We start from the raw sequence: 23885 nt of genomic DNA on the forward strand, positions 1-23885 counted from the left end.
CGCGACGGCGTCAGACACGGATCACGGTCTTGCCACGGGAGCTCCCGGCGCGGTTGCGGGCGAGCGCCGCGGGCGCCTCCTCCAGCGACACCTCCCGGTGGATCCGCACCTTCAGCTTGCCCGCCTCGATCAGGTCGCCGACCTCCTCCAGCAGCCCGGTGCTGGAGGAGTTCTGGAGGTTGACGCCGCGGATCTCCTGCGCGGCCAACGCGTCCGGGTTCAGCGACCAGATGGTGCTCAGGTAGGTGCCGCCGGGCCGCAGCAGCGTAGTGAGCCGCTCGACGCCGGCCTTGTCGCTGACCATGTCGATGACGGTGTCGATGCCGTCGGAGTGCGCGGCCAGCACCTGCCCGTTCAGGTCGCCGCGGGCGTGGTCGACGATCTCGGCCGCGCCGAGCCCGCGCATCTCCTCGGCCATGTCCTCGCGGGCGGTGGCGATGACCTTCGCGCCCTGGTTCGCGGCGAGCTGCACCACGGCCTGGCCGACGCCGCCGGTCGCGCCGACCACCAGGACGGTCTGGTCCTCGTCCAGCTGGGCCTCACGGACCAGGTTGAACGCGGTGGTGCTCGCGGTCGGCACCGCGGCGGCCTGGGTGTAGATCAGGCCCTCGGGCATCTGCGCGATCGGGGCGTCCTCCCGTCCGATCGCGTACTCGGCGTAGGTGCCGGTGCCGCGGGCCAGGTCCTGGAAGCCGCCGAAGACCTGCTCGCCGGGACGGAACCGGGTCACGTCCGGCCCGACCTCCTCGACGACCCCCGCGCCGTCGGTGCCGAGCACGATCGGGAAGGACGCCTCGACGGTGTCCTTGAGGATGCCGTCGACGACCTTCCAGTCGAAGGGGTTGAGGCCGGCGGCCACCACCTTGACCAGAATTTCGCCGGGCCCCGGCTCGGGGCGCGGCACGTTCATCAGCGACGGGGTGGCCCCGTATTCGGACACGGCGATGGCGCGCATGGATGTGATCCCCCGGTAGACGTGCGAAAGGTCGTCCGCGGACGATCTACCCGATGGGCGGCCCCGCCACACGGAGCCGGGGTCAGTTGGGTTCCGCGACGCCGGCCGGGCTGTCCGGGCCGATCCTGGCCCCGGGGGCCTCCGGGGCCCCTGGGGCGCCCGGGACGCCCGGGACGCCGGGCGTGCCCGGTCCGCCCGCGTCCGGGCTCCGTCCGTCCCTTTTCGGGCCGCCCTTGCGGGGCTTCCCCTTCCTGCCCTTCGCGTCCTTGGGCCTTTTGGGCGGTTCCTCCCCCGACCCCTTGCTGAAGAAGCGCACGGGCGGACGGTGGAACCGCGCCGCGGGGTCGCCCGCGAGCGCCGCGCGCATGGTGTCCTGCCAGATCGGCGCCGGGATGGTCGCGCCGAACACCGCCCCGTAGCAGCGGCCGTCCATGCACAGGCTGGTCATCGGGTGCCGGTAGCCGCCGCGCGGGTCGCCGACCCAGACCGCCGAGGCCAGGTCGGGGGTGTAGCCGGCGAACCAGGCGGCGGAGAAGTCGTCGACCGTGCCGGTCTTGCCGGCGGCGGGCCGCCCGATCCCCATCCCGCTGGCGGTGCCCTTGGTGAGGACGCCGCGCAGCACGTGGTTGACGGCGTCGGCGACGCCCTTGTCGACCACCTGCCGGCAGCCGGCGCCGGGCACCTTGAGCGGACGCCCCGCGGCGTCGGTGACGCGGGTGATCGCGACCGGCCCGCAGTAGCGGCCCCGGGCGCCGAACGCGGCGTACGCGGCGGCCAGCCGCAGCGGCGACACCGGGTTGGACCCGAGCGTGAACGACGGGAACTGCTGGAGCGGCTTGCCGTTGGCCTGCCGCATCCCGAGGCGTTCGGCCATCTTGACGGTGTCGCAGAGCCCGACCCGGCGCTCCAGGTTGAGGAAGAACGTGTTGACCGAGTGCTGGGTGCCGGTGACCAGGCTGAACGGCCGTCCGCCCTCGCCGTCGGCGGAGTTGCGCAGCGACGCGCCCGGATCGCCGACCCGGCGCCCGTCGCAGTCGCGGTAGCCGACCGGGGTGAACCCGCGCGGAGCCATCAGCCTGGTGCCGAACGGCATGCCCTGTTCGAGGGCGGCGGCCAGCGTGAACACCTTGAAGGTCGAGCCGGACTGCATCCCGATGCTGGAGCCGTGCGAGGCGTCGGCGGCGAAGTTGATCCAGGTCCTGCCGCGTTCCCTGTCGGGACCGAGCCCGCGGTCGACGGCCATGCCGAGGACCCGGCCCGTGCCCGGCTGCACCAGCGCCTGCGCGGCGGCCTTCCGCGCCGAGTTCTTGCGCGGGACGTGCCGGTCGACCGCACGCTGCGCCGCCTTCTGCGTCCGCCAGTCGAGGGTGGTACGGATCGTCAGCCCGCCCTGCTTGAGCAGCTTCTCCCGATCCTTGCGCCCCTTGCCGAACACCGGGTTGGTGAGGATCTCGCGCTGCACGTAGTCGCAGAAGAACGGGGCCTTGCTGGTGACGCAGCCGCTGTGGGTCTCCTGGACGCGCAGCCCGAGCGGCGTGCGCAGGGTCGCCTCCGCCTGCGCGCGGTCGAGCCAGCCGAGGCCCGCCATCCGCCTCAGCACGGTGTCGCGGCGCGCCTTGGCCGCGCCGGCGTGCCGGGTCGGGTCGTAGGCGTAGGGGTAGCGGACGATCCCGGCGAGCAGCGCCGCCTGGTTCAGGTCGAGCCGGGACGCGGGCTTGGAGAAGTAGTGCCGGGACGCCGCCTCGATGCCGTACGCGCCGTCGCCGTAGTAGGCGATGTTGAGGTAGCGGCGGAGGATCTCGTCCTTGGAGAACCGCTTCTCCAGCGCCGCCGCGTACTTCAGCTCGCGGACCTTGCGGGCCGTGGAGATCTCCTTGGCCGCGCTCCGCTCGGCGGCGGTGTCGGCCTGGGTGAGCAGCAGGTTCTTCACGTACTGCTGGGTGATGCCCGAGCCGCCCTGGGTGACCTCGCCGGAACCGAGGTTGCTGACCAGCGCCCGGAGCGTGCCCCGGGAGTCGAGCGCGCCGTGCTCGTAGAAGCGGCTGTCCTCGATGGCGAGCACGGCCCGGCGGGCGATCGGGGCGATCTGCCCGAGCGGGACGTCCACCCGGTTCTCGTAGAAGAAGGTGGCCAGGGTCGAGCCGTCGGCCGCGAGGATCGTGGACCGCTGCGGGACGCCGGAGGTGCTGAGCCCGTCCGGCTCCCGCTCGAACCAGTCGGCGGCGTCGCGGGCACCGACCCCGGTGGTGAACACGGCGGGCAGCAGCATCAGGGCGACGATCAAACCGGCCAGGACGCCGAGCCCGCCGAGGCCGCGCAGCGCACGCACCTTGTCGGCGCGGGACGAGGACCGGGACCCGAACGAGCGTCCCCGCCTCGCGCCGGGCCGTCCCGCGTCCGGCCGCCTCGCGCCGGGCGTTCTCGCGCCGGAGGCAGGGTCGGCAGGCCGACCGTCGCCGTCTCCCGCCCCACCCAGCACGGGCCCAGCGTAAAGGGGTGTGCTCTTCCGGACCACCCCACGGGCGATCTTCCGAACGCGGGCGAGCGCTTTACCCGTCCTTTTCGCGCTCCCAAGCCCTGACACGATCATGGAATACCCGCGCGACGGCCCGCAACTCGGCTTCGGGATCACGTCCTTGCTCGCGGGCCAGCCAGACCAGCTCGAACAGCCGGGCACCGATCCCCGAACCGTCGGTGGCCTCGGCGTTCTCGGCCAGGACGGCCAGCTCGGCGGGGGCCTCGATCCGGGCGGCGCGGCGCTGGAGCTGGGCGGCGAGCGACAGCGCGGGCTGCCCCATCGGGACGCCGTCGAAGACCGACGCCTCAGCGCCGCTCTTGGCCTCCCGCTCGGCCGCCTTGATCTGCTCCCAGTTGGCAGTGACCTCGTCGGCGCCCGTGACGGCGACGTCGGCGAACACGTGCGGGTGCCGGCGGACCAGCTTGTCGACGATGCCGGCGGCCACGTCGTCGATGGTGAAGGCCGTCTCGTCGGTGCGCTCGGCGGCCACCACGGCGTGGAAGGCGACCTGCATCAGCACGTCGCCGAGCTCCTCGCGCAGCCCGCCGAGATCGCCCGACTCGACGGTGTCGACGACCTCGTAGGACTCCTCCAGCAGGTACGGGACGAGCGAGGCGTGCGTCTGCTCGGCGTCCCACGGGCACTCGCGGCGCAGCGTGTCCATCACGGTGACCAGGTCGAGCAGCCGCGCGCCGGGCAGGTCGTAGGACCCGTGCAGCACCTCGACGTCGAGCGGGGCCGCCACCACCAGCGCGCCGATGTCGCGCATCAGCCGCTCGTCGCCCTCGGGCGCCGCCACCCACACCACGTCGCCGCGCCGGGCCGCGGCCACGAGCCCGGCCGGATCGGGGTCGGTGACCTCCTCCGGGTGGACGCCGGCGTCCCGCAGGTAGGGCAGCAGGGGGTGGTCGTGGCGGATCAGCACCCGGGCGGCCGAGCGCAGCGTCTCCCACGCCTTCCAGGTGAGCAGGCCGGGCGCGACGCGGTGCGTGGTGGCCAGCAGGATCAGGCGCATGATCAGCGGATACCGGGGTCGGCGGCGGACAGCCGGGCGGTGACCGGGCGGATCGTGACCTGGTTCGGGTCGAACGAGCCGAACCGCGGGTTGACCTTGATCTTCATCCCGTTCGCGGTGTCCATGAACAGCCGCGCGGTCTGCTGCTGCGCCTGCATGGTCTGCGGGCTCTGCGGGTTCCCGTCGGCGCCGGCCTTCGCCGCGACCTGGTCGCGGGTGGCCAGGAAGCGCGCCAGTTCGCGGGTGTAGGAGCGGGGCAGCCCGTTGGCCAGCGTGGTGGACCCGGCGCCGCCCTGCCGGTCGAGCGAGGCGATGACCTGGTCGACCTGCGTCTCGCTGATGTGGACGCCGCTGCTCGCGGCCACCTTCTTGCCGATCCGGAAGTTGACCAGGACGGCCAGCGCGCCGCGCAGGTCGGACTCCGACAGCGTGTCACTGGCGACCTGCTGCTCGGGGTTGCCCGGGTCGGCGCGCATCTGGTTGGCGTTCTGGTCGGTCTTGAACTGCCGCTGCCAGTCCCGTACGGCCTGGTCGAGCGTGGTGACGCTGATCCGGTCGTCGCCGACGAGCGCGGCGGCGCCCATCTTCACCGGGCCGCCGCCGCAGCCGGCCAGCGCGCCGGCGGCCACCACGACGGCCGCCGCGACCCTCACGGGTGTACCGAACACGGGATCCCCATCTCATCGATGATCATTTTGAGAATTTCGCCAGCCTAGGCGCGCGCGGGCTCCAGGAACAGTGCCTGGACCACGTCGGTGGCCCATTTCAGCAGCTCCTGGTCGCGCAGCGGGCGCCCGCCGAGCGGTGCGGTCTTGGGCGCCGGCACCAGCAGCGTCCTCGTCGCGGGCTTGATGATGCTCTTGGGATAGAGCCGCTGCAACCGCACCTGCTTGGAGTCGGGCAGGTCGGCCGGCGCGAACTTGACGAAGGTGCCCTGCGCGGTGACGTCGGTCAGCCCGGCCTTGCGCGCCTTGGCCCGGAACCGCGCGACCTCCAGCAGGTTGAGCACCGGGACCGGCAGCGGCCCGAACCGGTCCTTCAGCTCCTCGTGCACCCCGGCGATCTCGTCCTCGGAGGTGATCGCGGCGATCCGCCGGTAGGCGTCCAGCCGCAGCCGCTCGCCCGGCACGTACTCGTGCGGCAGGTGCGCGTCGACGGGCAGTTCGACCTTGGTCTCGACGGCCGCCGGCTCGGCACCGCCCTCCTTCAGGTCGCGGACCGCCTCGCCCACCATCCGGACGTACAGGTCGAAGCCGACCCCGGCCACGTGCCCGGACTGCTCGGCGCCGAGGATGTTGCCGGCGCCGCGGATCTCCAGGTCCTTCATCGCCACGAACATGCCCGCGCCGATCTCGGTGTGCTGCGCGAGCGTGGCGAGCCGCTCGTGCGCGGTCTCGCTGAGCGGCATCTCCGGCGGGTACAGGAAGTAGGAGTAGGCGCGCTCGCGGCCCCGCCCGACCCGGCCGCGGAGCTGGTGCAGCTGCGAGAGCCCGTACATGTCGGCGCGGTCGACGATCAGGGTGTTGGCGTTGGGCACGTCCAGCCCGGACTCCACGATCGTGGTCGCGACCAGGACGTCGTAGTTCTTCTCCCAGAAGTCGACCATGACGCGTTCGAGCTGGTTCTCGTTCATCTGCCCGTGCGCGGTGGCGATCCGCGCCTCCGGGACGAGCCGGGCGAGGTTGGCCGCGACCTTGTCGATCGACCTGACCCGGTTGTGCACGAAGAACACCTGGCCCTCGCGCAGCAGCTCGCGGCGGATCGCCGCGGCGATCTGCTTCTCCTCGTACGGCCCGACGAAGGTCAGCACCGGGTGCCGCTCCTCGGGCGGGGTGAGGATGGTGGACATCTCGCGGATGCCGGTCAGGCCCATCTCCAGCGTGCGCGGGATCGGGGTGGCCGACATCGCCAGCACGTCCACCTGCGTGCGCAGCCGCTTCAGCTCCTCCTTGTGCTCGACGCCGAACCGCTGCTCCTCGTCGATGATCACCAGGCCGAGGTTCTTGAACCGGGTCTGCGAGGACAGGATGCGGTGCGTCCCGACGACCACGTCGACGACGCCGTCGGCGAGGCCGCGCAGCGTCTCCTCGATCTCCTTGTCGGTCTGGAACCGGGAGATTGGCTTGACCACCACCGGGAACGCGCCGAACCGCTCGGAGAAGGTCGACAGGTGCTGCTGGACGAGCAGCGTCGTCGGCACCAGCACCGCGACCTGCTTGCCGTCCTGCACCGCCTTGAACGCGGCGCGGACCGCGATCTCGGTCTTGCCGTAGCCGACGTCGCCGCAGATCAGCCGGTCCATCGGGACGGGCCTCTCCATGTCGCCCTTGACCTCGTCGATCGCGGCGAGCTGGTCGGGCGTCTCCATGTACGGGAAGGCGTCCTCCAGCTCGCGCTGCCACGGGGTGTCGGGGCCGAAGGGGTGCCCCGGGCTCGCCATCCGCGCCGAGTAGAGCCGGATCAGCTCGCCGGCGATCTGCTTGACCGCCTTGCGCGCCCGCGACTTGGCCTTCTGCCAGTCGGCGCCGCCGAGCCGGTGCAGGCTGGGCGCCTCGCCGCCGACGTAGCGGGTCAGCTCCTCGAGCTGGTCGGTCGGGACGAACAGCCGGTCGCTCTTGGCGTACTCGAGGATCAGGTACTCGCGGGTCGCGCCCTGCACGGTGCGGCTGACCATCTCGACGTACCGGCCCACGCCGTGCTGCTCGTGCACCACGTAGTCGCCCGCCCGGAGCTGGAGCGGGTCGATGCCGCCGCGCCGCCGGGACGGCATCCGCCGCATGTCCTTGGTGGAGGACTTCTGCCCGGACAGGTCGGTCTCGGTCAGCACCGCGAGCTTGATCGAGTCCCAGCTGAAGCCGTTCTCCAGCAGCCCGGTCGCCACGTTGACCAGCGCCGGGCGCGGCGGCTCGGCGATCTCGGTCAGGACGGCGCCGAGGCCCTCCTCCCCGACGAGCTGGACGAGCCGTTCGGCCGGCCCGTGCCCGGCGGTGACCAGCACGACCCGCCAGCCGCCGTCGATCCAGCCCTTGAGGTCGGCGACCACCCGTCCGGTGTCGCCCCGGTACGCCTCGGCCGGCTGCACCCCGAGCCGGAGCGCGGCCCCCGCGCCGTCGGGGGCCGGCGCCTCGTCCGAGGCCCCCGCGCCCGCCTCCCCGGCGATGACGCGATCGGAGGTCAGCGCCGTGACCGTCCAGCGCGTCAGGCCCAGCTCGGCGCTGTGCAGGCGGACCTCCTCCAGCGAGCGGAACGCGGCGGCGCCGAGATCGATCGGCGCCTCTCCCCCGGCGGCGGCGTTGACCCAGCTCGCCTCCAGGAACTCCTGGCTGGTGCGGACGAGCTCGACCGAGCGGGTGCGGATCCGCTCGGGCTCGCACACCAGCAGCGCCGAGCCCTCCGGCAGCAGGTCGGTAAGCAGCTCCATGCTGTCGGCGAGGACGGGCGAGAACGCCTCCATGCCCTCGATGGTGTCGCCATCGGCGATCCGGCCGAGGATCTCCTCCAGCGCCGGATGCCGCTCGGCCAGCAGCCGGGCCCGCTCGCGGACCGTCGCGGTCAGCGGCAGCTCGCGGCACGGCGGCGCCCACAGCCCGTCCTGCGCCACCTCCAGCGAGCGCTGGTCGGCGGCCTTGAAGTAGCGGATCTCCTCGATCGTGTCGCCCCAGAACTCCACCCGGAGCGGGTGCTCCTCGGTGGGCGGGAACACGTCCAGGATGCCGCCGCGCACCGCGATCTCGCCGCGCTTCTCGACCAGGTCGACGCGGTGGTAGCCGGCGTCGACCAGGCCCCGGACGGCCTCGTCCAGGTCGGCGTCGTCGCCGGACCGCAGCCGCAGCGGTTCCAGGTCGGCGAGCCCGGACACGATCGGCTGGAGCACCGCGCGGATCGGGGTCACGACCACGTTGAGGCGGCCCCCGGCGCCGTCGGCGGCGCCCGGGTGCACCAGCCTGCGCAGCACCGCCAGCCGCTGCCCGACCGTGTCGGAGCGCGGCGACAGCTTCTCGTGCGGCAGCGTCTCCCACGCCGGGAAGTGCGACACCCGCTCGGGGTCGAGCAGGCTGGTCAGCGCCGTGGTCAGGTCCTCGGCCTCCCGCCCGGTGGCGGTCACGGCCAGCACCACGCCGCCGTCCAGCCGGCGGCTCAGCGCCGCCGCCAGGATCGGCCACAGCGCGGACGGCGCGACGACCTCGTGATCGGCGCGCGGCCCGTCGCCCGCGAAGGTGTCGAGGGCGCGTGCCAGCCCGGGATCGGTGCACGCCAGGTCAACCAGTCCAGAAAGGGTCATACTCGCCCGCTAATCATCAGCCCCGCCGAGGGAGCACGCCGGTATGGCGCTCCACGCGGGCCCCCCGTCCAGCCTCGGGGCAGCCCGAAGACCCGGGAATCCCGCACGGGGCCCGGCGTCCATACCAGCCTACGCGCAAGCGGAGGGCCGCACGCCCGCGGCACCGGCCCCGCGCCGGGCCCGCAGCGGGCCCGCACGGACGTCGGCGGCGCGACGACGATGTACCATATGAGACGCATTTGTCGCATACGAGACCTTGTGGACGCAGATGAAGACCGACGAGAAGATCCTCACCGCGGCGACCCGGCACCTGAACGAGGACCCGAGCGCCTCCATGGCCGAGATCGCCGAGGCCACCGGCGTCAGCCGGGCCACGCTGCACCGCCACTTCGCCAGCCGCGAGGCGCTGCTGCACGCGCTCGGCGAGCGGGCCACCTCGCGCTGGGAGCGTTCCCTGCGCGCGGCCGGCGTCGAGGCGGCGGGCTCGTCCGGCGACCCGGCGGCGATGGAGGCCGCGCTGACCGCGATGATGCGCGCGTACGTGGCCGACGCCGACGAGTACGGCTTCGCGCTCACCGACCACTTCATCAACAACCTCCCCGACCTGATGGCCTGGACCGAGGAGCTGGTGGACCGGGAGGTCGCGTTCTACACCGCGTGCCAGCGGGCCGGGGTGCTGCGCGACGACGTCCCGGCCCGCTGGATCTCCAACATCGTCTGCGGGATGCTGATCGCCGCGCGCGAGGGCCTGCGGCGCGGCGACGTCGCCCGCCGCGACGTGGAGCGGCTGCTGCTGACCACCTTCCTGCATGGGACCGGCGCCCCGCGTGACCGTTCGGGGGAACGTCCATGACCGTCGCCCGGTCCCCGGCGGGCGCCTCCGCCGCGTCCCCGCCGCCGCCGCACCCGCGCCGCTGGGCCGGGCTCGCGGTGCTGTCGGCCAGCCTGCTGCTGATCGTGATGGACATGACCGTCCTGAACGTGGCGCTGCCGGAGCTCTCCGCCGACCTGCGGCCGAGCGCGGTCTCGCTGCTGTGGATGGTGGACGTCTACTCCCTGGTGGTGTCCGGCCTGCTGGTCACCGCGGCCTCGCTCGGCGACCGGTGGGGCCGGCGGCGGATGCTGCTGGCCGGGTTCTCGATCTTCGGGCTGGCGTCCCTGGCGGTGCTGGCGGCCGACTCGGCCGGCGCGGTGATCGCGGTCCGCGCGCTGCTCGGCGTGGGCGGCGCGATGATCATGCCGTCCACGCTGTCGATGATCAGGAACCTGTTCACCGACCCGAAGGAGCGCGCGGTCGCGCTCGGCGTGTGGTCCACCATGGCCGCGCTCGGCGCCGCCCTGGGGCCGATCTTCGGCGGGGCGCTGCTGGAGGCGTTCAGCTGGCACGCGGCGTTCCTGGCGAACGTGCCCGTGATGGCCGTGGCGATCGTGGCCGGACGGTGGCTGCTGCCCGAGTCGCGCAACCCCCGGCCGGGCCGCTGGGACGCGGCCGGCACCGCGCTGTCCATCGTCGGCATGGTCACACTGGTGTACGCGATCAAGCACTTCGGCGCGGACGGCCCGGCCGCGCCCGACGCGCTCGCCGCCGCCGCCGTCGCCGCCGTCACGCTGACCTGGTTCGTCCGGCGGTGCCTGCGGCGGCCCGACCCGATGCTGGATGTCCGGCTGTTCAAGGGGCGGGCCTTCACCGCGGGCACCCTCACCGCGCTGACCACCAGCGTCGCGCTGGCCGCGACGATGCTGCTGATGGCGCAGTGGATGCAGCTCGTCCAGGGCTACTCGGCGCTGGAGACCGGGGTCCGGCTGCTGCCCGAGGCGGCCGGCGCGGCGATCATGTCGCCGCTGGCGCCGCCGCTGGCCGCCCGGATCGGGGCCCGGCCGGTGCTGGCCGGCGGGCTGGCCGTCAGCGGCACCGGCTTCCTAGTGATCTTCTTCGGGCCGCAGCCGCTCGGCTACGCCACGGTCGCGGTGTCGCTGCTGCTGGTCGGCGCGGGCCTCGGCTCGCTCGCCATCGCGTCCGCGGTGATCATGGCGGGGGCGCCGCCGGAGCGGTCCGGCAGCGCGGCGGCGATCGAGGAGACCAGCTACGAGCTCGGCGCCGCACTCGGCGTGGCCGTGCTGGGCAGCGTGGCCGCCGTCGTCTACCGCGCCGATCTGACCCTCCGGGCCCTCGCCGGGCAGGGCGTCACCGGCCGCGCGGCCAGGGAGGCCAGGGAATCGCTCGGCGGGGCGATCGAGTCGGCCCGCCATCTCGGCGCGGCCGGGCCGGAGCTGGTCGCCAGGGCCCAGCACGCCTTCACCGGCTCGCTGGAGTGGGCGAGCCTCGCGGGCGGGGCCCTGCTTCTCGTCACCGCCGCCGTGGTCTGGCTGCTGACCCCGCGCACCGTGGACGTCACCGACTCCGCCCACTAGGGGGCAGATCGCGGGGCGGCCCGAGCCCAAGGGCGGTCAGCGTCTCAGCGGCCAGGCGAGGACGCTGGGCCGGGCTTGAACACTGTCTAGTAGCCGTTGCCGGTGATGAGCTGGCGCAGGGCCGTGCTGGAGGTGTGCACCGTGTAAGGGAAGAAGACGACGCGCACGCCGCGCGCGCCGAGATCGGCGACGAGCCGGTCGCCCTTCTCGGTGCCCTTCCAGTCGTCGCCCTTGAACAGCACGTCGAAACCGAGCCGCTCCCACATGACGACCTTGTCGCTGGACACGTCGGTGACGACCTCGTCGACACAGCCCATGCTGCCGACGATCTCCATCCGCTCGGCGTGCGGGACGATCGGGGCGCGGCCCTTGGCCCGTTCGAGCACCTCGTCGGTCACCACCCCGGCGATCAGGTGGTCGCATTGCCCCCGGGCCCGGCGCAGGATGTTCAGGTGCCCGATGTGGAACATGTCGTAGGCGCCGGGCACGTAGCCCACCACGCCCGTCCGGCCGGGGCCCGCGGCGGTCACAGGCGCTCCACCTCGCGGAACCACTTGACCGACGCGGCCAGCAGGAACAGCAGGTTGCCCGCGAAGATCAGCGCGTACAGCGGCAGGAACACCGTCGGGGCGCCCAGCAGCAGGAACGCCACGCACAGCAGCCCGTAGTCGGTCGGGATCACCAGCAGCGAGCGCAGCGTGGACGGCGCGGCGGCCGGCGGCGGCGCCGCGCCGGTGGCGGCCCGGCGGGCGCGGGCCAGCAGGTCCTTGAGGATCATGCCGAAGAACATCACCGCGGCGACCACCGTGAACCCGAGCGGGATCAGCAGGTAGGCGGACCGGTCGAGGTCGAAGAACCGGTAGAAGGAGATCAGCACCGCGCCGTGCAGCGAGGAGATCTTGAGGCTGTCGACCATGTGGTCCAGGTACTCGCCGGCCGGGGACCCGCCGCCGCGCAGCCGGGCGAGCTGCCCGTCGGCGGCGTCGAAGGCGTACCCCACCACCAGCGCCAGGCAGACCGCCACACCCAGCCAGGGCGCCGGGTCGACCAGCGCGATCAGCGCGATGCCGGCGAAGGTGAAGCAGGCGCTGATGCCGGTGACCTGGTTGGGGGTCAGCCCCACTACGTACGAGACGGCGGCCAGGAGTCGGCCGAGCTTGCGGTTGACGAAGCGCGAGTAGGCGGGCGCGCCCTTGGTGGTCTTTTGCGCCGACGACAGCCGCGCCAGCGCCTCGCCGAAGCCGCGCGGCGCCTCGCCGGCGCGCGGGCCGTCCTGGACGGGGGCGCTCACGCGACCGAGCTTCTGCGCTCGTCGCCCGCCGCGCGCCCGCCCGAGCCGCTGTCGCCGCCACGGGTCAGCGCGGCGCGCAGCACCGGGCTCGCGGTCTCGGTGGTGCCGGTGAACCGCACTACGCGCACTCCGGCGCCGGCCAGCCCGCGCTCGGCGGCCTCCGGCACCAGGGCGTCGGGACGGCCGGTGAACAGCGTCGCGGCGCCGAGCCCGGCCATCACGCCGCGCAGGTCCGCCTCGTCGAGCGGGACGACCCGGTCGACGTGCCGGACGTCGCCCACGATCTCCATGCGCTCGATCAGCGGGACGATGGGGCGGGCGCCGTGCAGGCGCTCGGCCAGCTCGTCGGTCAGGATCCCGGCGACCAGCCGGTCACAGGACGCGTCCGCCCGGCGCAGCACGTCGAGGTGCCCAACGTGGAAGAGGTCGAAGACCCCGGGCGAGAAACCGACCACCCCGTGCATGCATCCCCCTTGCCCGTGAAGCGACCGGGCCCACCGGTTCCGTCGCGGATCAGACGTACGTTAGCAGCTCTTTACCACCCCGATGTCATGGTTGTGAACACTGGCGAAACCCCGCACTGAACTGCGATGACACCGTCGCGGACGGCGACACGTCCGCACCGAGAACCGGCAAATACCGGACTGTGCGCAGTGGGGCGATTACGCTGCGAGACTGTGACCGATCTGCGTACGCCGCCGGTCAACGACGGCGATCTGTTCTCGGAACGCGCGCGCCAGTACGCCGCCGACAAGCCGCTCCAGCGGATCCACATCCTGGAGGCGGGCTGCGGCTGGGGCGACGGGCTCGACCTCGGCGACCGCGAGCACCGGTCCACCGGGGTCGACGTGGAGGACCCCGCGCTGCGCGCGCACACCCGGGCCCGCACCGACCTCGGTGGCTGGCACCTGGGCGATCTGAGGACGGTGCCGATGCCGCCGCGCGCCTACGACGTGGTGCACGCCCCGTTCCTCGTCGAGCGCGTCCCGCACGCCGAGCTGGTGCTCGACCGGTTCGTGGCCGCGATGAAGCCCGGCGGGCTGCTGCTGCTCCGGTTGCGCGACCGCGACACCGCGTTCGGCTTCCTCGACCGCAGGCTGCCGCGCCGCCTGCGCGAGCGGCTGTGGAACCGGCTGCACCGTCCCGCCCGCCGCTCCCGGTCCGCGCGCGCCGCGGGCAGGGCCGCCGCGCGGCGGTTCGTCCCGCCGCCTCCGGCGATCTACGACCGGGTGGCGTCCCGGCAGGGCATGCACGCGTACTGCGTGATGCGCGGGCTGGTGATCTCCGAGGAGTACACCTCACGGGACGCCGTCGAGGCGCTCGGGACCGGATCCGGACTCGCCGGCGTGCTCTGCCGGCTGGTGTCGGCGCTCAGCCGGGGACGCCTCACCGCAGCGCACAGCGAGGTGACCCTGATCATCCGCAAGCCGGAGAACCGGTTCGCCCGGGTCATCTGACCGCTCCCCCCCGGCCCCCGCCGCCGCGCCGAGGTGCGCGCACCCGCCGGCCTCGGTATTTTCTCCGGAAACCCCTATTTGACCTGCACCAGCCCGGGTCCCGGACCCGGGCGGGATCGGAGACCGCGGTGACCGCCGAAGCCGGCCTGCCCGACACGCTGCGCGACCTGCCCACTTGGACGCCGGATCCGGTGGCGCTGGCCGATCTGGAGCTGCTCCTGTCGGGCGTGTACCGGCCGTTGACCGGCTTCCTCGGCTCGTTCGACGCCGCCATGGTGATCGCGGGCGGGCGGCTCGCCGACGGCACCCCGTGGCCGGTGCCGGTCACCCTCGCGGTCCCCGAGGAGCTCACCGGACACGAGCGGGTCGTGCTCCAGGACCCCGAGGGCGTGCCGCTCGCGGTGCTGGAGGTCACCGAGTCCTGGCAGGACCCGACGACCAAGGGGCGGCGGCTGGCCGGCCCGCTGGAGGCCCTGCGCGCACCGGCACACGGACCGTTCCACGGCCTGCGCCGCCGCCCGGACGAGATCGAACCCCACGAGGGCCCCGTCCTCGCGGTGGCCACCCGCGAGCCGCTGCACCGCAAGCAGCTCGGGCAGCTCCGCCAGGTCGCCGAGCGGCTCTCCGCGCGCGTGCTGGTGCTGCCGCTGCTGAGCGGCGAGCACGACGAGGCGCTGGTGCGGGCGCTGCTCGCGGTGCGCAGGGAGCTGCCGGACGGCGCCCGGATCATCCCGGTGCCGCTGCCCGCCCGCGACGACCACGACCACGCGCGCGACGTGCTGCTGCGCTCGCACGTCGCCGCCGCCTACGGCGCGACCCACCTGCTGGCCGAAAGCGAGGCCGAGGGCGCCGCGACGGACGTGGTCGTGCCCGAGCCGTGGGCCTACGACGCCGACGTCGAGGTGTGGCGACCGGTCGCGCGCATCGCGCCCGACCATGTCAAGGCCGAGCTGACCGCCGAACGGCTCGGCGAGCTACTCGACCGCGGCGAGCCCGTCCCCGACTGGTTCACACCCCCGGCGGTCGCCGCCGAGCTGGCCGTGGCCCGTCCGCCCAAGTTCGAGCGCGGCCTCACGGTGTTCTTCACCGGGCTGTCGGGGTCGGGCAAGTCGACGGTGGCGCGCGGGCTGTCGGACGCCCTGATCGAGCGCGGCGGCCGGACGGTCACGCTGCTCGACGGCGACGTGGTGCGGCGGCTGCTGTCGGGCGGGCTGACGTTCTCCCGGGCGGACCGCGACACCAACATCCGCCGCATCGGCTACGTCGCCGCCGAGGTCACCCGGCACGGCGGCGTGGCGATCTGCGCGCCGATCGCGCCGTACGCCGCCACCCGCGCCGAGGTGCGCCGGATGGTGGCGGCGGCGGGCGACTTCGTGCTGGTCCACGTCGCCACACCGCTGGAGGAGTGCGAGCGCCGTGACCGCAAGGGCCTGTACGCCAAGGCGCGGGCCGGGCTGATCCCCGAGTTCACCGGCGTCTCCGACCCGTACGAGGCCCCGGGCGACGCCGACCTGGTGCTCGACACCTCGCAGCTCGAACCGGACGAGGCCGTCGCCCGGGTGCTCGACCTGCTGGTCGAGGGCGGCTGGGTCCGCACCGCCTGAGCCCGTCCGGCCCGCCGCCCGGGATTCGACCCCCCGGGTGGACGTCCCGCCTGGTCATGTGCTTACCCTGGTAATCGATTTTTCCTATATACCCGGTAGGTCATAGCGATGGACTTCGATTGGACGATGGCGCTCGGCTCGTTCCTGGTCGCCATCGTCGTCGGGCTGACCGGCATGGGCGGCGGAGCGCTGATGACGCCGATGCTGGTCACTTTCTTCGGCGTCAGCCCGCTCGCCGCGGTCTCCAGCGACCTGGTGGCCGCCGCGGTCATGAAACCCATCGGGAGTGCGGTGCACTACCGGCAGGGCACCATCGACCTGCGGCTGGTGGCCTGGCTGTGCGTGGGCTCGGTCCCCGCGGCCTTCTCCGGCGTCCTGCTGGCCCGCGCGCTCGGGGGCGGCGACCAGATACAGGATCTGATCCAGAAGGCGATGGGCGTCGCACTGCTCATCGCCGCGGCAGGCCTGGTCTTCCGCGGCTACCAGGCCATGCGCGACCGTACCCGCACGGCCGGACGGGGCGGCGGTGCGGACGGCGGGACCGGCGACGAGGGGAGCGGCGGCGCGGCGCCCGAGATCGTCGTCCGGCCGGTGCCGACCGTGCTGGTCGGGCTGGTCGGCGGCCTGGTCGTGGGCGTCACCTCGGTCGGCTCCGGCTCGCTGATCATCGTGGCGCTGCTCGCGCTGTACCCGGCGCTGAAGGCCAACCAGCTCGTCGGCACCGACCTGCTCCAAGCGGTGCCGCTGGTGTTCGCCGCCGCGCTCGGGCACCTGCTGTTCGGCGACTTCCACATGGAGGTCACCGTCGCGCTGCTGGCCGGTTCGATCCCCGGCGTCTACCTCGGCTCCAAGATCTCTTCGCGGGCGCCCGGCGGCCTGATCCGCCGCGTCCTGGCCGTGGTCCTGGTGGCCTCCGCGCTCAAGATGTTCGGGCTGGGCGCCGTCCCGCTGGCCTGGACGCTCGTCGGCCTGGTCGCCGCCGCCACCGGCGCCTGGCTCGTGCTGCGCCGCCGCCACGCCGCCGTCGCCGGCCCGGTGGACGCGAGCGCGGGACGCACGGCACCCGCCGGCCCGGCCGGGGCCGCGGCGCCGACCGGACCGACCGGGTCAGCCGACGAGGTGTCCCTCTGAGGAGACCGCGGTGGACGACGCCTCGCGCGGCGGGTCGCCCTTGCGGAGCATCCGCCACAGCAGCGCCGCCGATACCAGCCCGCCGCCGCCCAGGCAGTACGGGGCGTACGCGGCGTGCGCCGGGTCGGAGATCAGCAGGGCCGTCAGGACGAGCAGCCCGGTGACGCTCTCGACGCCGCGGATGGTGAACACCGTGCGGGACCGCTTGCGCGCCGTGGCGAGGCTCGCCAGCGGGAGCGTGCACGCGAAGCAGACCGCGTAGACGCCCCATCCGGCCAGCGCGGTGCGGTCGACCTCGAAGGACCCGCCGGTCACCAGCGGACCCAGCCAGTCGACCAGCAGAATGCCGGCCAGGCTCATCACCAGCGCGATCCCGGCCATCAGGCCGCAGGCCCGGACCGCCTGCCGGGCGCGCATCGGCGTGCCGGCCCGCTCGGCCTTGGCGAAGTCGCCGAGCAGGAACCAGCCCGCGCCGTTCACGAAGGTCAGCGCGGGCGCGAGCAGCAACCGCGCCGCCTCGACCCCGGCCAGCGCCGCGGTCGACGCGAATCCGGCGATCATGATGCGGGCGACCAGCAGCGCGCTCGGCCGGATGCCCGCCTGGATCGATCGCCACCACGCGAATCCGGCGATCTCGCGGAACGCGGTGCCGCGCAGCGGCGCCCGCGCGTACTCGGCGGCGGGCAGCCGCAGCCGGGCCAGCGCGATCGAGGACAGGCAGCCGACGCACATCGCGGCGAGCAGCAGCTCGACCGACGCGTCCGCGCCGAGGCCGAGGGCGGCGCCGAGGGTCGCGAGCGTCGTCAGCAGGTAGCAGGCGTCGTTGGCCGTCAGCCGCCAGAACTCCATCCGCGCGGTGAAGATCCGCCGCCCGGTCTCGTTCAGCAGCCAGAGCGCGACCAGCAGCGCGAACAGCGCGATGCCCGCCGGTCCGGCCAGCCCCATCACCACCGCGACGACCGCGCCGACGGCGGCGCCGGCCACCACGGTGCCGGCCACCGACAGCAGCAGCGCGCCGCGGATGCGCGGCTCGAACCGGTCGTAGACGGTGAGGGTGTCGCCGACCCAGCTGGTCTGCACCGAGGTGATCATCACCAGCACGGCAAAGAACAGCGCGTACGCGCCGTAGCCGGACGCGCCGAGGGTGCGGGCCGCCAGGGCCTGGACCAGCAGGCTGCCGCCCGCCGTGACGAACTGGACGGTGACGGCGCCGCCGGCCGACGCCAGAAGACGCCCGACCTTCCCCGCGACGCGCCCCGCTGCGGCCGGGCTCACCTGTCCAGGTCGTAATGCATCAGGGACGAGTCTCCGGTGCCCTTGCCGGAGCCCTTGTCGGGGGCGCGCCTGCCAGGCGCGGGCTTGGCCCGCTTGGCGGCGCGGCCGATGTCCTCGGCGGTGCGGGTCGGGTCGCCGCCCTCGGCGAAGGGGTCGATGAGGGGCTCGACCGGGGAGGGCTTGTCGTCGTCGGCGAGCTTGTCGGGACGGCCCTTGGCGTGCGAGCCCTTGCCGCGCGAGCCGGGCGTGCCCTGCGCGCCCGGCGACTGCGAGGGCGACGGGGACTTGCCGCGCGGCGCCGCCCCGTTGGCGCGGCCCGTCGGACGGCCGCGGGAGCCGTTCACCCCGTTGAGCCCCTTCAGGTCGTGGTCGATGTCGACCGGCGGCGGGGTCGCGGGGAGCGCGGTGGTGGCGGACGCCGGCGAGGTGGCGGTGGCGGCGAGGCCGTGCACCTCCTCGGAGGTCCACACCCGGCCGGACCGGTCGGTCGGCGGGGGCGCCTGGCGGCCCCGCGCCCGGCGCGCCCCGCGGGGCCGCTCGTTGGGCGGCGGCGCCTGCTCGGCGGCGCGGGCGGACTCCTCGGAGTGCCGGCCGCCCACCGCGCTCGAGCGTCCCGACAGAAGCTCGGGGATCGGCCCGGAGCCCGGCAGCCCGCCGTTCACCGGGCCCCCGTTCACCGGCCCGCCGCCCAGCGGGCCGCCCTCCACCGGGGCGCCGAACGCGCCCGCCGGACGGGTGCGGCGGCCCGGCGCCGAGGCGCGCAGGAACGACACCACGCAGGCCACGATCAGCCCGATGGCCAGGCCGATCACGGCGTTCTGCGGCAGCTTGCTGCCGGACGCGGCGGTCGGGTCGGCGGTGTCGAGGAACTGGAGGCCGTCGTTGGTCTTGGACCGGGCCGACAGCAGGCCGCTCTCCTCGGTCTGGAGCTTGGTGAGCTGGGCGGCGAGCGTCCGGTAGGTGCGGGAGCCGGCGTTCGGGGTGAGCTCGAGGTCCTGGGTGACCTTGCGCTCCATGCCCTGGATGTTCTTGATCTGCTCGTCCAGCTTGGTGACGTTGGTGGAGACCGTGACCTCCTTGTACGCCTGGAGCACCGAGTTGGCGATCGCCGCCGCTTCGGCCATGTCGCCGCCACCGGCGGTCACGATCACCACGCCGCCGTCGGGCTTGCTGGAGGTCTTCACCCGGCCGCGGAGCTGCTCACCGGTCAGCGCCGGCCCGCTCTTCTCCTTGACGATCTGCGCGGCGCGGGCCAGCACCGGCGCGGACCCGGCGAACGCGGCGCGCTGCGCCGTGTAGGTCGCGTACCCCTGACCGGAGACCACGCCCATGCGCAGCACGTTGTTGTTGTTGGTCGGGTCGGTGACGGCGAACCGCGCGGTGGCGGTGACGCTGCTGAACATGATCTGGGTGGCGGCGACCGAGGCGAGCACGGACGCCAGCACGATGATGAGCGACATCAGGCGGTAGCGCCAGACGGCCTCGACGAGACTGATCTCCGGAGTGGCCGGGACGGGAGTCTGTGCAGTCATCAGCGGCTCTGAGTCCTCGTGAGGGCGTGGGCAGGGGCGGCGAGGCTGCGGACGGCCTCCCGCAGCTCGCGGTGGTAACGGTCCTTGCCGAACCGCCGTGCGGCGTCCGCTCGGGCCCGCTTGGCCATCGCCAGCGCGCCGTTCCAGTCGTCGAGCAGGCGGGCGATGCCGTCGGCCAGCGCGGCCGGGTCGTCCGGCCGGACCAGGACGCCGTTCTCGCCGTCGGTGACGATCTCGACCAGCCCCTGGGTGGCGCTGGCGACCACCGGCCGGCCGGCCAGCATCGCCTCGACCGCGACGTTACCGAACGGTTCGACCCGGGAGGGGACGATCGCGATGTCCGCCTCGGCGAACGACTCCCAGACCGACGGCCGGAAGCCCGCGAAGACCACCTCGCCGGAGGCCGCCTCGCGCAGCTCGGCCTCGAACCACTCGTACCCCGGGAAGATGTCGCCGACCAGGGTCAGGGACGTATCGTACCCGCGCTCGCGGAGCAGTCCGGCGGCCCGGACCGCGACATCGGAGCCCTTGCGCGGCGACAGCCGTCCGACCAGCGCGATCCGGGCCGGCGGACCCGGCTCGGCGCGCGGCTCGGTCACCCGGCCGGGCTCGTCCACCCCGTTATAGATCACCTGGCCGCGCCGGCCCGCGCCGCCGAGCGCCGCGGCGCTGGCCCGGCTGTTGACCACCAGCGTGCGGGCCAGCCGCAGCGGCAGCGACAGCGCGGCGCGCACCGGGCGGGGCACGCCGTCCTCGGCCTCGTGCACGTGGCACAGCGCCGGGACGCGGGCGAGCCGCGCCGCGACCAGCCACAGCGGGATGGTCACCGTGTTGACGTACAGCACCGCGGCCCGCTCGCGACGCAGCAGCCGCCACGCCGCCGGGAGCGCCCGCGTCGCGGCGAACGCCAGCCGCACCAGCCCGAGCGGCGACATGTACGCCTTGCGGAGCACCGGCACGGGCAGGATCACGATCTCGGCCCCGGCCTCGGCCAGCGCGGCCGACAGCGGCCCGCCCGCCGGCAGCGTCACCAGCACCCGCCAGTCGGGCGCCAGCGCCCGGACCGACTCGATGAGCATCCGGTCCGAGCCGTAGAGATCGGGTGACGGGTGCGCCAGCACCACGACGGACTTCGCGTCTCGTGCGCCCACATCCCCACCTTCACGATCGTGCGGGTTCACCGGATACCAGTCTCCCGCCGCTCTCAGATTAACTCTCGTTTACCGCCGAGACGCATCGCACCTTCCGCATAGCCTGTGCGGATTAGCACAAAAGGCAACGTAAACAGACTGGGGGCCAGGGTGCACATCGCCATGGTAGGGACTCGCGGCGTGCCGGCAAGGTACGGCGGCTTCGAGACGGCGGTGGAGGAGATCGGCAAACGGCTCGCCGCGGCGGGTCACGAGGTCACCGTCTACTGCCGGGGCGAACGGCACCCCGAGCCCGAATACCTCGGAATGAAGCTGGTCCATCTGCCCGCGGTGAAGAAGAAGGTCGCCGAGACCCTCAGCCACACCGGCCTGTCGGTCCTGCACGCGGCCCGCCGCCGTCCGGACGTGGCGCTGGTCTTCAACGCGGCCAACTCCCCGCTCCTGCCGGTGCTGCGCACCCTGCGCGTCCCGGTGGCCACCCACGTGGACGGCCTGGAGTGGAAGCGCACCAAGTGGAGCGGCACCGGACGGCGCTACTACCGCGCCGCCGAGTCCCTCTCGGTCCGCTGGTCGGACGCGCTGATCGCCGACGCGGTCGGCATCCAGGACTACTACCGCGAGCGGTTCGCCGCCGAGTCGGTCTTCATCGCCTACGGCGCGCCGATCCTGCACGAGACCGACACCGCCAAGCTGGCCGAGGCGGGCTACGAGCCCGGCGGCTTCCATCTGGTGGTCGCCCGCTTCGAGCCGGAGAACCACGTCCACGTGGCGGTCGAGGGCTACCGGCGCAGCGGCGCCACCAAGCCGCTCGTGGTCGTCGGCTCCGCCCCGTACGCCGACGCCTATACCGCCGAGGTCAAGGAGCTCGCGGGCGACGACCCGCGGATCACCTTCCTCGGCGGCGTCTGGGACCAGGACCTCCTCGACGCCCTGTACGCGGGCGCGCTGACCTACCTGCACGGGCACTCGGTCGGCGGCACCAACCCGTCCCTCCTGCGGGCGATGGGGGCCGGGGCGTCCGTGGTGGCCTACGACGTCAACTTCAACCGCGAGGTCCTCGGTGTGGAGGCAGGCCGCTTCTTCAGTGACGCGGCGTCCCTGGCGGCCGAGGTCGAGGCCGCCGAGGCGGCCCCCGGCGAGGCCGCCGACCGCGGCGCCGCGGCCCGGAAGCGCGCCGCCGAGCGTTACGTGTGGGACGACGTGGCGGCCTCGTACGAGCGCCTCTGCGAGGACCTGGCCGCACGCCGCCTGACCCGCAAGACCGTCCGTCCCCGCAAATGATCCGCGGGGCCCGTCCGCCTGACCGGATGTGGTCAGGCGGACGGGCCCCGCGCCGCACGGGCGACTCACCCGGCGGGCAGCCGGATCTGGCCCTGACGTGAGACGAGCTCGCGCCCCGGTGGTCCTCCACCGAGGCGCGAACGGGTCAGGGGGGACCCTGGTCAGTACTTCCGGATCACTTGCCCGCGGAACCGCTGGCGTCGCTGGTGACGGAGTTGCCCAGCGGGTCGGTCACCCGGATCCTGTAGGTGTGCTTGCCCGCGGGCGGGTTCGCGTCGGTGAAGCTGAGCTCCGGCCGGGTCCAGAACGCGGAGCTCTGCGACAGCGTGCCGATCGCCGTGGTGCCCTTGTCGCGCAGCACCTCGTACTTCAGGGTGCGGTTGTCCATGTCCCAGGTGGACTTCCAGGACACCTTGATCTTCTTGGTCAGCGCCACGGTGCTCGCCTTGGGCACCGCCAGGTCGGCCTTGACCGGGCCGGACTTGTTGGGCGCCTTGGCCTTGATACCGAACCGGACCAGGCCCTGCTGGCTCTTGCCGTTCACGCGCGGGAACTCGCCGCCGAGCGCAAGGTAGTTGGCGTTGCCGGTGATGGCCCACGCGGCCTGGTACTGCTTGGTGAACGACCCCATCGCCAGGGTCGGGAACCAGTGCAGCAGGGTCGGGACGGGCTGCTTGCTGTAGTTGCTGTTGGTGCCCGGAGGCGCCTTGTCGGTGCCGGTCGCGGCGCGCGTCTCGGCGAGCGTGCGGTGGTTGGTCTCCGGTGTCGTGTCCGGGAACGCGCCCAGCGACTCGCAGTTGTGCGCGTGCGAGACGCTGTAGACCGTCTGCCCGGTCGCGAAGACGCCGTACGTGGCGCCGTAGCAGTTGTCGAGCCACATCAGCGCGCCGCCGGCCGTCTTGGCGGCGAACCGTCCGTCGTACCAGTGCATGCCCTCGCCGTTGGCGGAGCCGAACACCGTGTCACCGGAGACGAACAGGTCGGTGACATAGGAGAACTTCTTGCCGAGCTTGGTCGGGATCGGGCGGCTGGTCCACTTGCCCAGCGACCCGTCGGCGGTGTTGACCGCGCCGATGCCGACCTTGTTGGTGCCGTTCAGCTTCTGGAACTTGCCGCCCACGATGACGCGGCTGCCCGCGAGCGCGAGCGCCATCACCTCGTCGTCGTCGGCGGTCGGCTTCCAGGTGTCGATGTTGGCGCCGTTGGACGCCTTCACCGCGGCGAGCCTCGTCCGCGACTTGCCGTTGACGTTGAAGAAGTTGCCGCCGATGTAGACGGTGCTGTTGGAGGCGGCGATGCCGCGCACCTTGTTGGACACCTTCGGCGCGAACCCGGCGACGAGCTTGCCGGTGGCGGTGTCGAAGGCCGCGATCCGCGAGCGGGCCTGGCCGTCGACGGTGGTGAACTCGCCGCCGACGTACACGCGCTTGCCGTCCGGGGACGCCACGATGCGCAGCCCCTGCCCGTTCAGCGAGTGGTTGAACGAGGTGATCAGGTTGCCGGTGGTGAGGTCGAACGCCAGGATGTTGCGCCGCGCGACCTCCTTCGCGTTGCCCTCGGCGGTGCCCGGCGGGCGCGCCTTGGTGAAGTTGCCGGTCGCGTAGACGGTGTTGCCGACGGTGACCATGCTCCACACCACGCCGTTGACCTGCCAGGTCGGCAGCGGCTCGGCGGTCACGGTCGCCGGGAGCCCCTTCCCCGGGGCGGTGTCGGCCGTCGCGCTCGCGGCCGGGATGAGGGCAGCGCCGAGAAGTGTGGCGGACGCCAGTACTCCGATCCGGCGCTGACGCGTTGCAGCTTTCACGAGTCGGTTCCCCTGCCCATAACCCCGTGCGGCCCCTACGGCCACACGGTCTGGAGATCGTAATGCTTGGCCCGATCCGACTCGCCCACAACTTATGAAATTGTGATGCGCATCTAATCGTCCCCCTAGGTCAGGGCGTCCTGGCGGGTAAAGAAAAGAAAACGCCCCGGGAGGTAA

The 23885-nt window shown here is 73.3% G+C and carries 18 protein-coding genes; 6 read left to right on the top strand and 12 right to left on the bottom strand.

Annotated features, from left to right (window positions below):
- Positions 1–10: 10 nt before the first annotated feature.
- The 5 genes from QP090_RS09085 to mfd all read right to left on the bottom strand — a co-directional run bounded on the left by QP090_RS09085 (position 11) and on the right by mfd (position 8770).
- A complete protein-coding gene (locus QP090_RS09085; protein ID WP_285938104.1) occupies positions 11–955 on the bottom strand; it encodes an NADP-dependent oxidoreductase in 945 nt (314 codons plus the stop codon).
- A gap of 82 nt (positions 956–1037) precedes the next feature.
- Positions 1038–3434, bottom strand: coding sequence for a transglycosylase domain-containing protein (locus tag QP090_RS09090; protein WP_285938105.1), 2397 nt, complete (start codon positions 3432–3434; stop codon positions 1038–1040).
- Between the two features lie 70 nt (positions 3435–3504).
- Positions 3505–4488 carry a nucleoside triphosphate pyrophosphohydrolase gene (locus QP090_RS09095; RefSeq protein ID WP_285938106.1) on the bottom strand — a complete coding sequence of 328 codons (984 nt, stop codon included), beginning with the start codon at positions 4486–4488 and terminating at the stop codon, positions 3505–3507.
- A 2-nt stretch (positions 4489–4490) separates the two neighbouring features.
- Positions 4491–5141, bottom strand: coding sequence for a hypothetical protein (locus tag QP090_RS09100; RefSeq protein ID WP_285938107.1), 651 nt, complete (start codon positions 5139–5141; stop codon positions 4491–4493).
- 59 nt (positions 5142–5200) lie between these two features.
- On the bottom strand, positions 5201–8770 hold the full coding sequence (gene mfd, locus QP090_RS09105; RefSeq protein WP_285938109.1) for a transcription-repair coupling factor: 3570 nt from the start codon (positions 8768–8770) through the stop codon (positions 5201–5203).
- 268 nt (positions 8771–9038) lie between these two features.
- On the opposite strand from mfd, the gene QP090_RS09110 reads away from it, so the two are divergent.
- Both QP090_RS09110 and QP090_RS09115 read left to right on the top strand, forming a co-directional pair.
- Positions 9039–9623 (top strand): TetR/AcrR family transcriptional regulator, encoded by a 585-nt coding sequence (locus tag QP090_RS09110; RefSeq protein ID WP_285938110.1) that lies wholly within the window; start codon positions 9039–9041, stop codon positions 9621–9623.
- The gene (locus QP090_RS09115) at positions 9620–11182 is read left to right on the top strand and encodes an MFS transporter (RefSeq protein ID WP_285938111.1); all 1563 of its coding nucleotides are present in this window, start codon (positions 9620–9622) and stop codon (positions 11180–11182) included. Before QP090_RS09110 ends, QP090_RS09115 begins: the two co-directional genes overlap by 4 nt.
- Positions 11183–11268: 86 nt before the next feature.
- Here QP090_RS09115 and QP090_RS09120 read toward each other — a convergent pair whose 3' ends face one another.
- Genes QP090_RS09120 through QP090_RS09130 form a run of 3 tightly spaced genes read right to left on the bottom strand, consistent with a single transcriptional unit; the run spans position 11269 to position 12937 of the window.
- Positions 11269–11712, bottom strand: a complete 444-nt coding sequence (locus tag QP090_RS09120; protein ID WP_285938112.1) for an FAD synthase family protein — start codon at positions 11710–11712, stop codon at positions 11269–11271.
- On the bottom strand, positions 11709–12473 hold the full coding sequence (locus QP090_RS09125; protein ID WP_285938113.1) for a CDP-alcohol phosphatidyltransferase family protein: 765 nt from the start codon (positions 12471–12473) through the stop codon (positions 11709–11711). Before QP090_RS09125 ends, QP090_RS09120 begins: the two co-directional genes overlap by 4 nt.
- Positions 12470–12937 (bottom strand): adenylyltransferase/cytidyltransferase family protein, encoded by a 468-nt coding sequence (locus QP090_RS09130; RefSeq protein WP_285938114.1) that lies wholly within the window; start codon positions 12935–12937, stop codon positions 12470–12472. The genes QP090_RS09125 and QP090_RS09130 overlap by 4 nt, the downstream gene beginning before the upstream one ends.
- Before the next feature lie 213 nt (positions 12938–13150).
- On the opposite strand from QP090_RS09130, the gene QP090_RS09135 reads away from it, so the two are divergent.
- From QP090_RS09135 to QP090_RS09145, 3 genes are all read left to right on the top strand, one after another.
- Positions 13151–13930, top strand: a complete 780-nt coding sequence (locus tag QP090_RS09135; protein ID WP_285938115.1) for a class I SAM-dependent methyltransferase — start codon at positions 13151–13153, stop codon at positions 13928–13930.
- Positions 13931–14058: 128 nt separating this feature from the next.
- Positions 14059–15534 (top strand): adenylyl-sulfate kinase, encoded by a 1476-nt coding sequence (cysC, locus tag QP090_RS09140; protein WP_285938116.1) that lies wholly within the window; start codon positions 14059–14061, stop codon positions 15532–15534.
- Between the two features lie 108 nt (positions 15535–15642).
- Complete coding sequence (locus QP090_RS09145; protein WP_285938117.1) at positions 15643–16665, top strand: sulfite exporter TauE/SafE family protein; 1023 nt, start codon at positions 15643–15645, stop codon at positions 16663–16665.
- Here the strand turns inward: QP090_RS09145 and QP090_RS09150 are convergent.
- The 3 genes from QP090_RS09150 to QP090_RS09160 are packed head-to-tail and all read right to left on the bottom strand — an operon-like array spanning position 16642 to position 20623.
- On the bottom strand, positions 16642–17940 hold the full coding sequence (locus tag QP090_RS09150; RefSeq protein ID WP_285938118.1) for a lipopolysaccharide biosynthesis protein: 1299 nt from the start codon (positions 17938–17940) through the stop codon (positions 16642–16644). The genes QP090_RS09145 and QP090_RS09150 overlap by 24 nt on opposite strands.
- Positions 17937–19472: a GumC domain-containing protein gene (locus QP090_RS09155; RefSeq protein ID WP_285938119.1), complete on the bottom strand. Its 1536-nt coding sequence runs from the start codon at positions 19470–19472 to the stop codon at positions 17937–17939. Before QP090_RS09155 ends, QP090_RS09150 begins: the two co-directional genes overlap by 4 nt.
- Entirely contained in the window at positions 19472–20623 is a 1152-nt protein-coding gene (locus QP090_RS09160) for a glycosyltransferase family 4 protein (RefSeq protein WP_285938120.1), read from the bottom strand. The genes QP090_RS09155 and QP090_RS09160 overlap by 1 nt, the downstream gene beginning before the upstream one ends.
- Positions 20624–20803: 180 nt before the next feature.
- Here QP090_RS09160 and QP090_RS09165 point away from each other — a divergent pair, with 180 nt between their 5' ends.
- Complete coding sequence (locus QP090_RS09165; protein WP_349666479.1) at positions 20804–21904, top strand: DUF1972 domain-containing protein; 1101 nt, start codon at positions 20804–20806, stop codon at positions 21902–21904.
- Between the two features lie 175 nt (positions 21905–22079).
- On the opposite strand, the gene QP090_RS09170 is transcribed toward QP090_RS09165, so the two are convergent.
- The gene (locus tag QP090_RS09170) at positions 22080–23708 is read right to left on the bottom strand and encodes a PQQ-binding-like beta-propeller repeat protein (protein ID WP_285938123.1); all 1629 of its coding nucleotides are present in this window, start codon (positions 23706–23708) and stop codon (positions 22080–22082) included.
- Positions 23709–23885: the final 177 nt, after the last annotated feature.

This window comes from Actinomadura xylanilytica (assembly GCF_030283145.1).
GTDB classification, from domain to species: Bacteria; Actinomycetota; Actinomycetes; order Streptosporangiales; family Streptosporangiaceae; genus Spirillospora; species Spirillospora xylanilytica.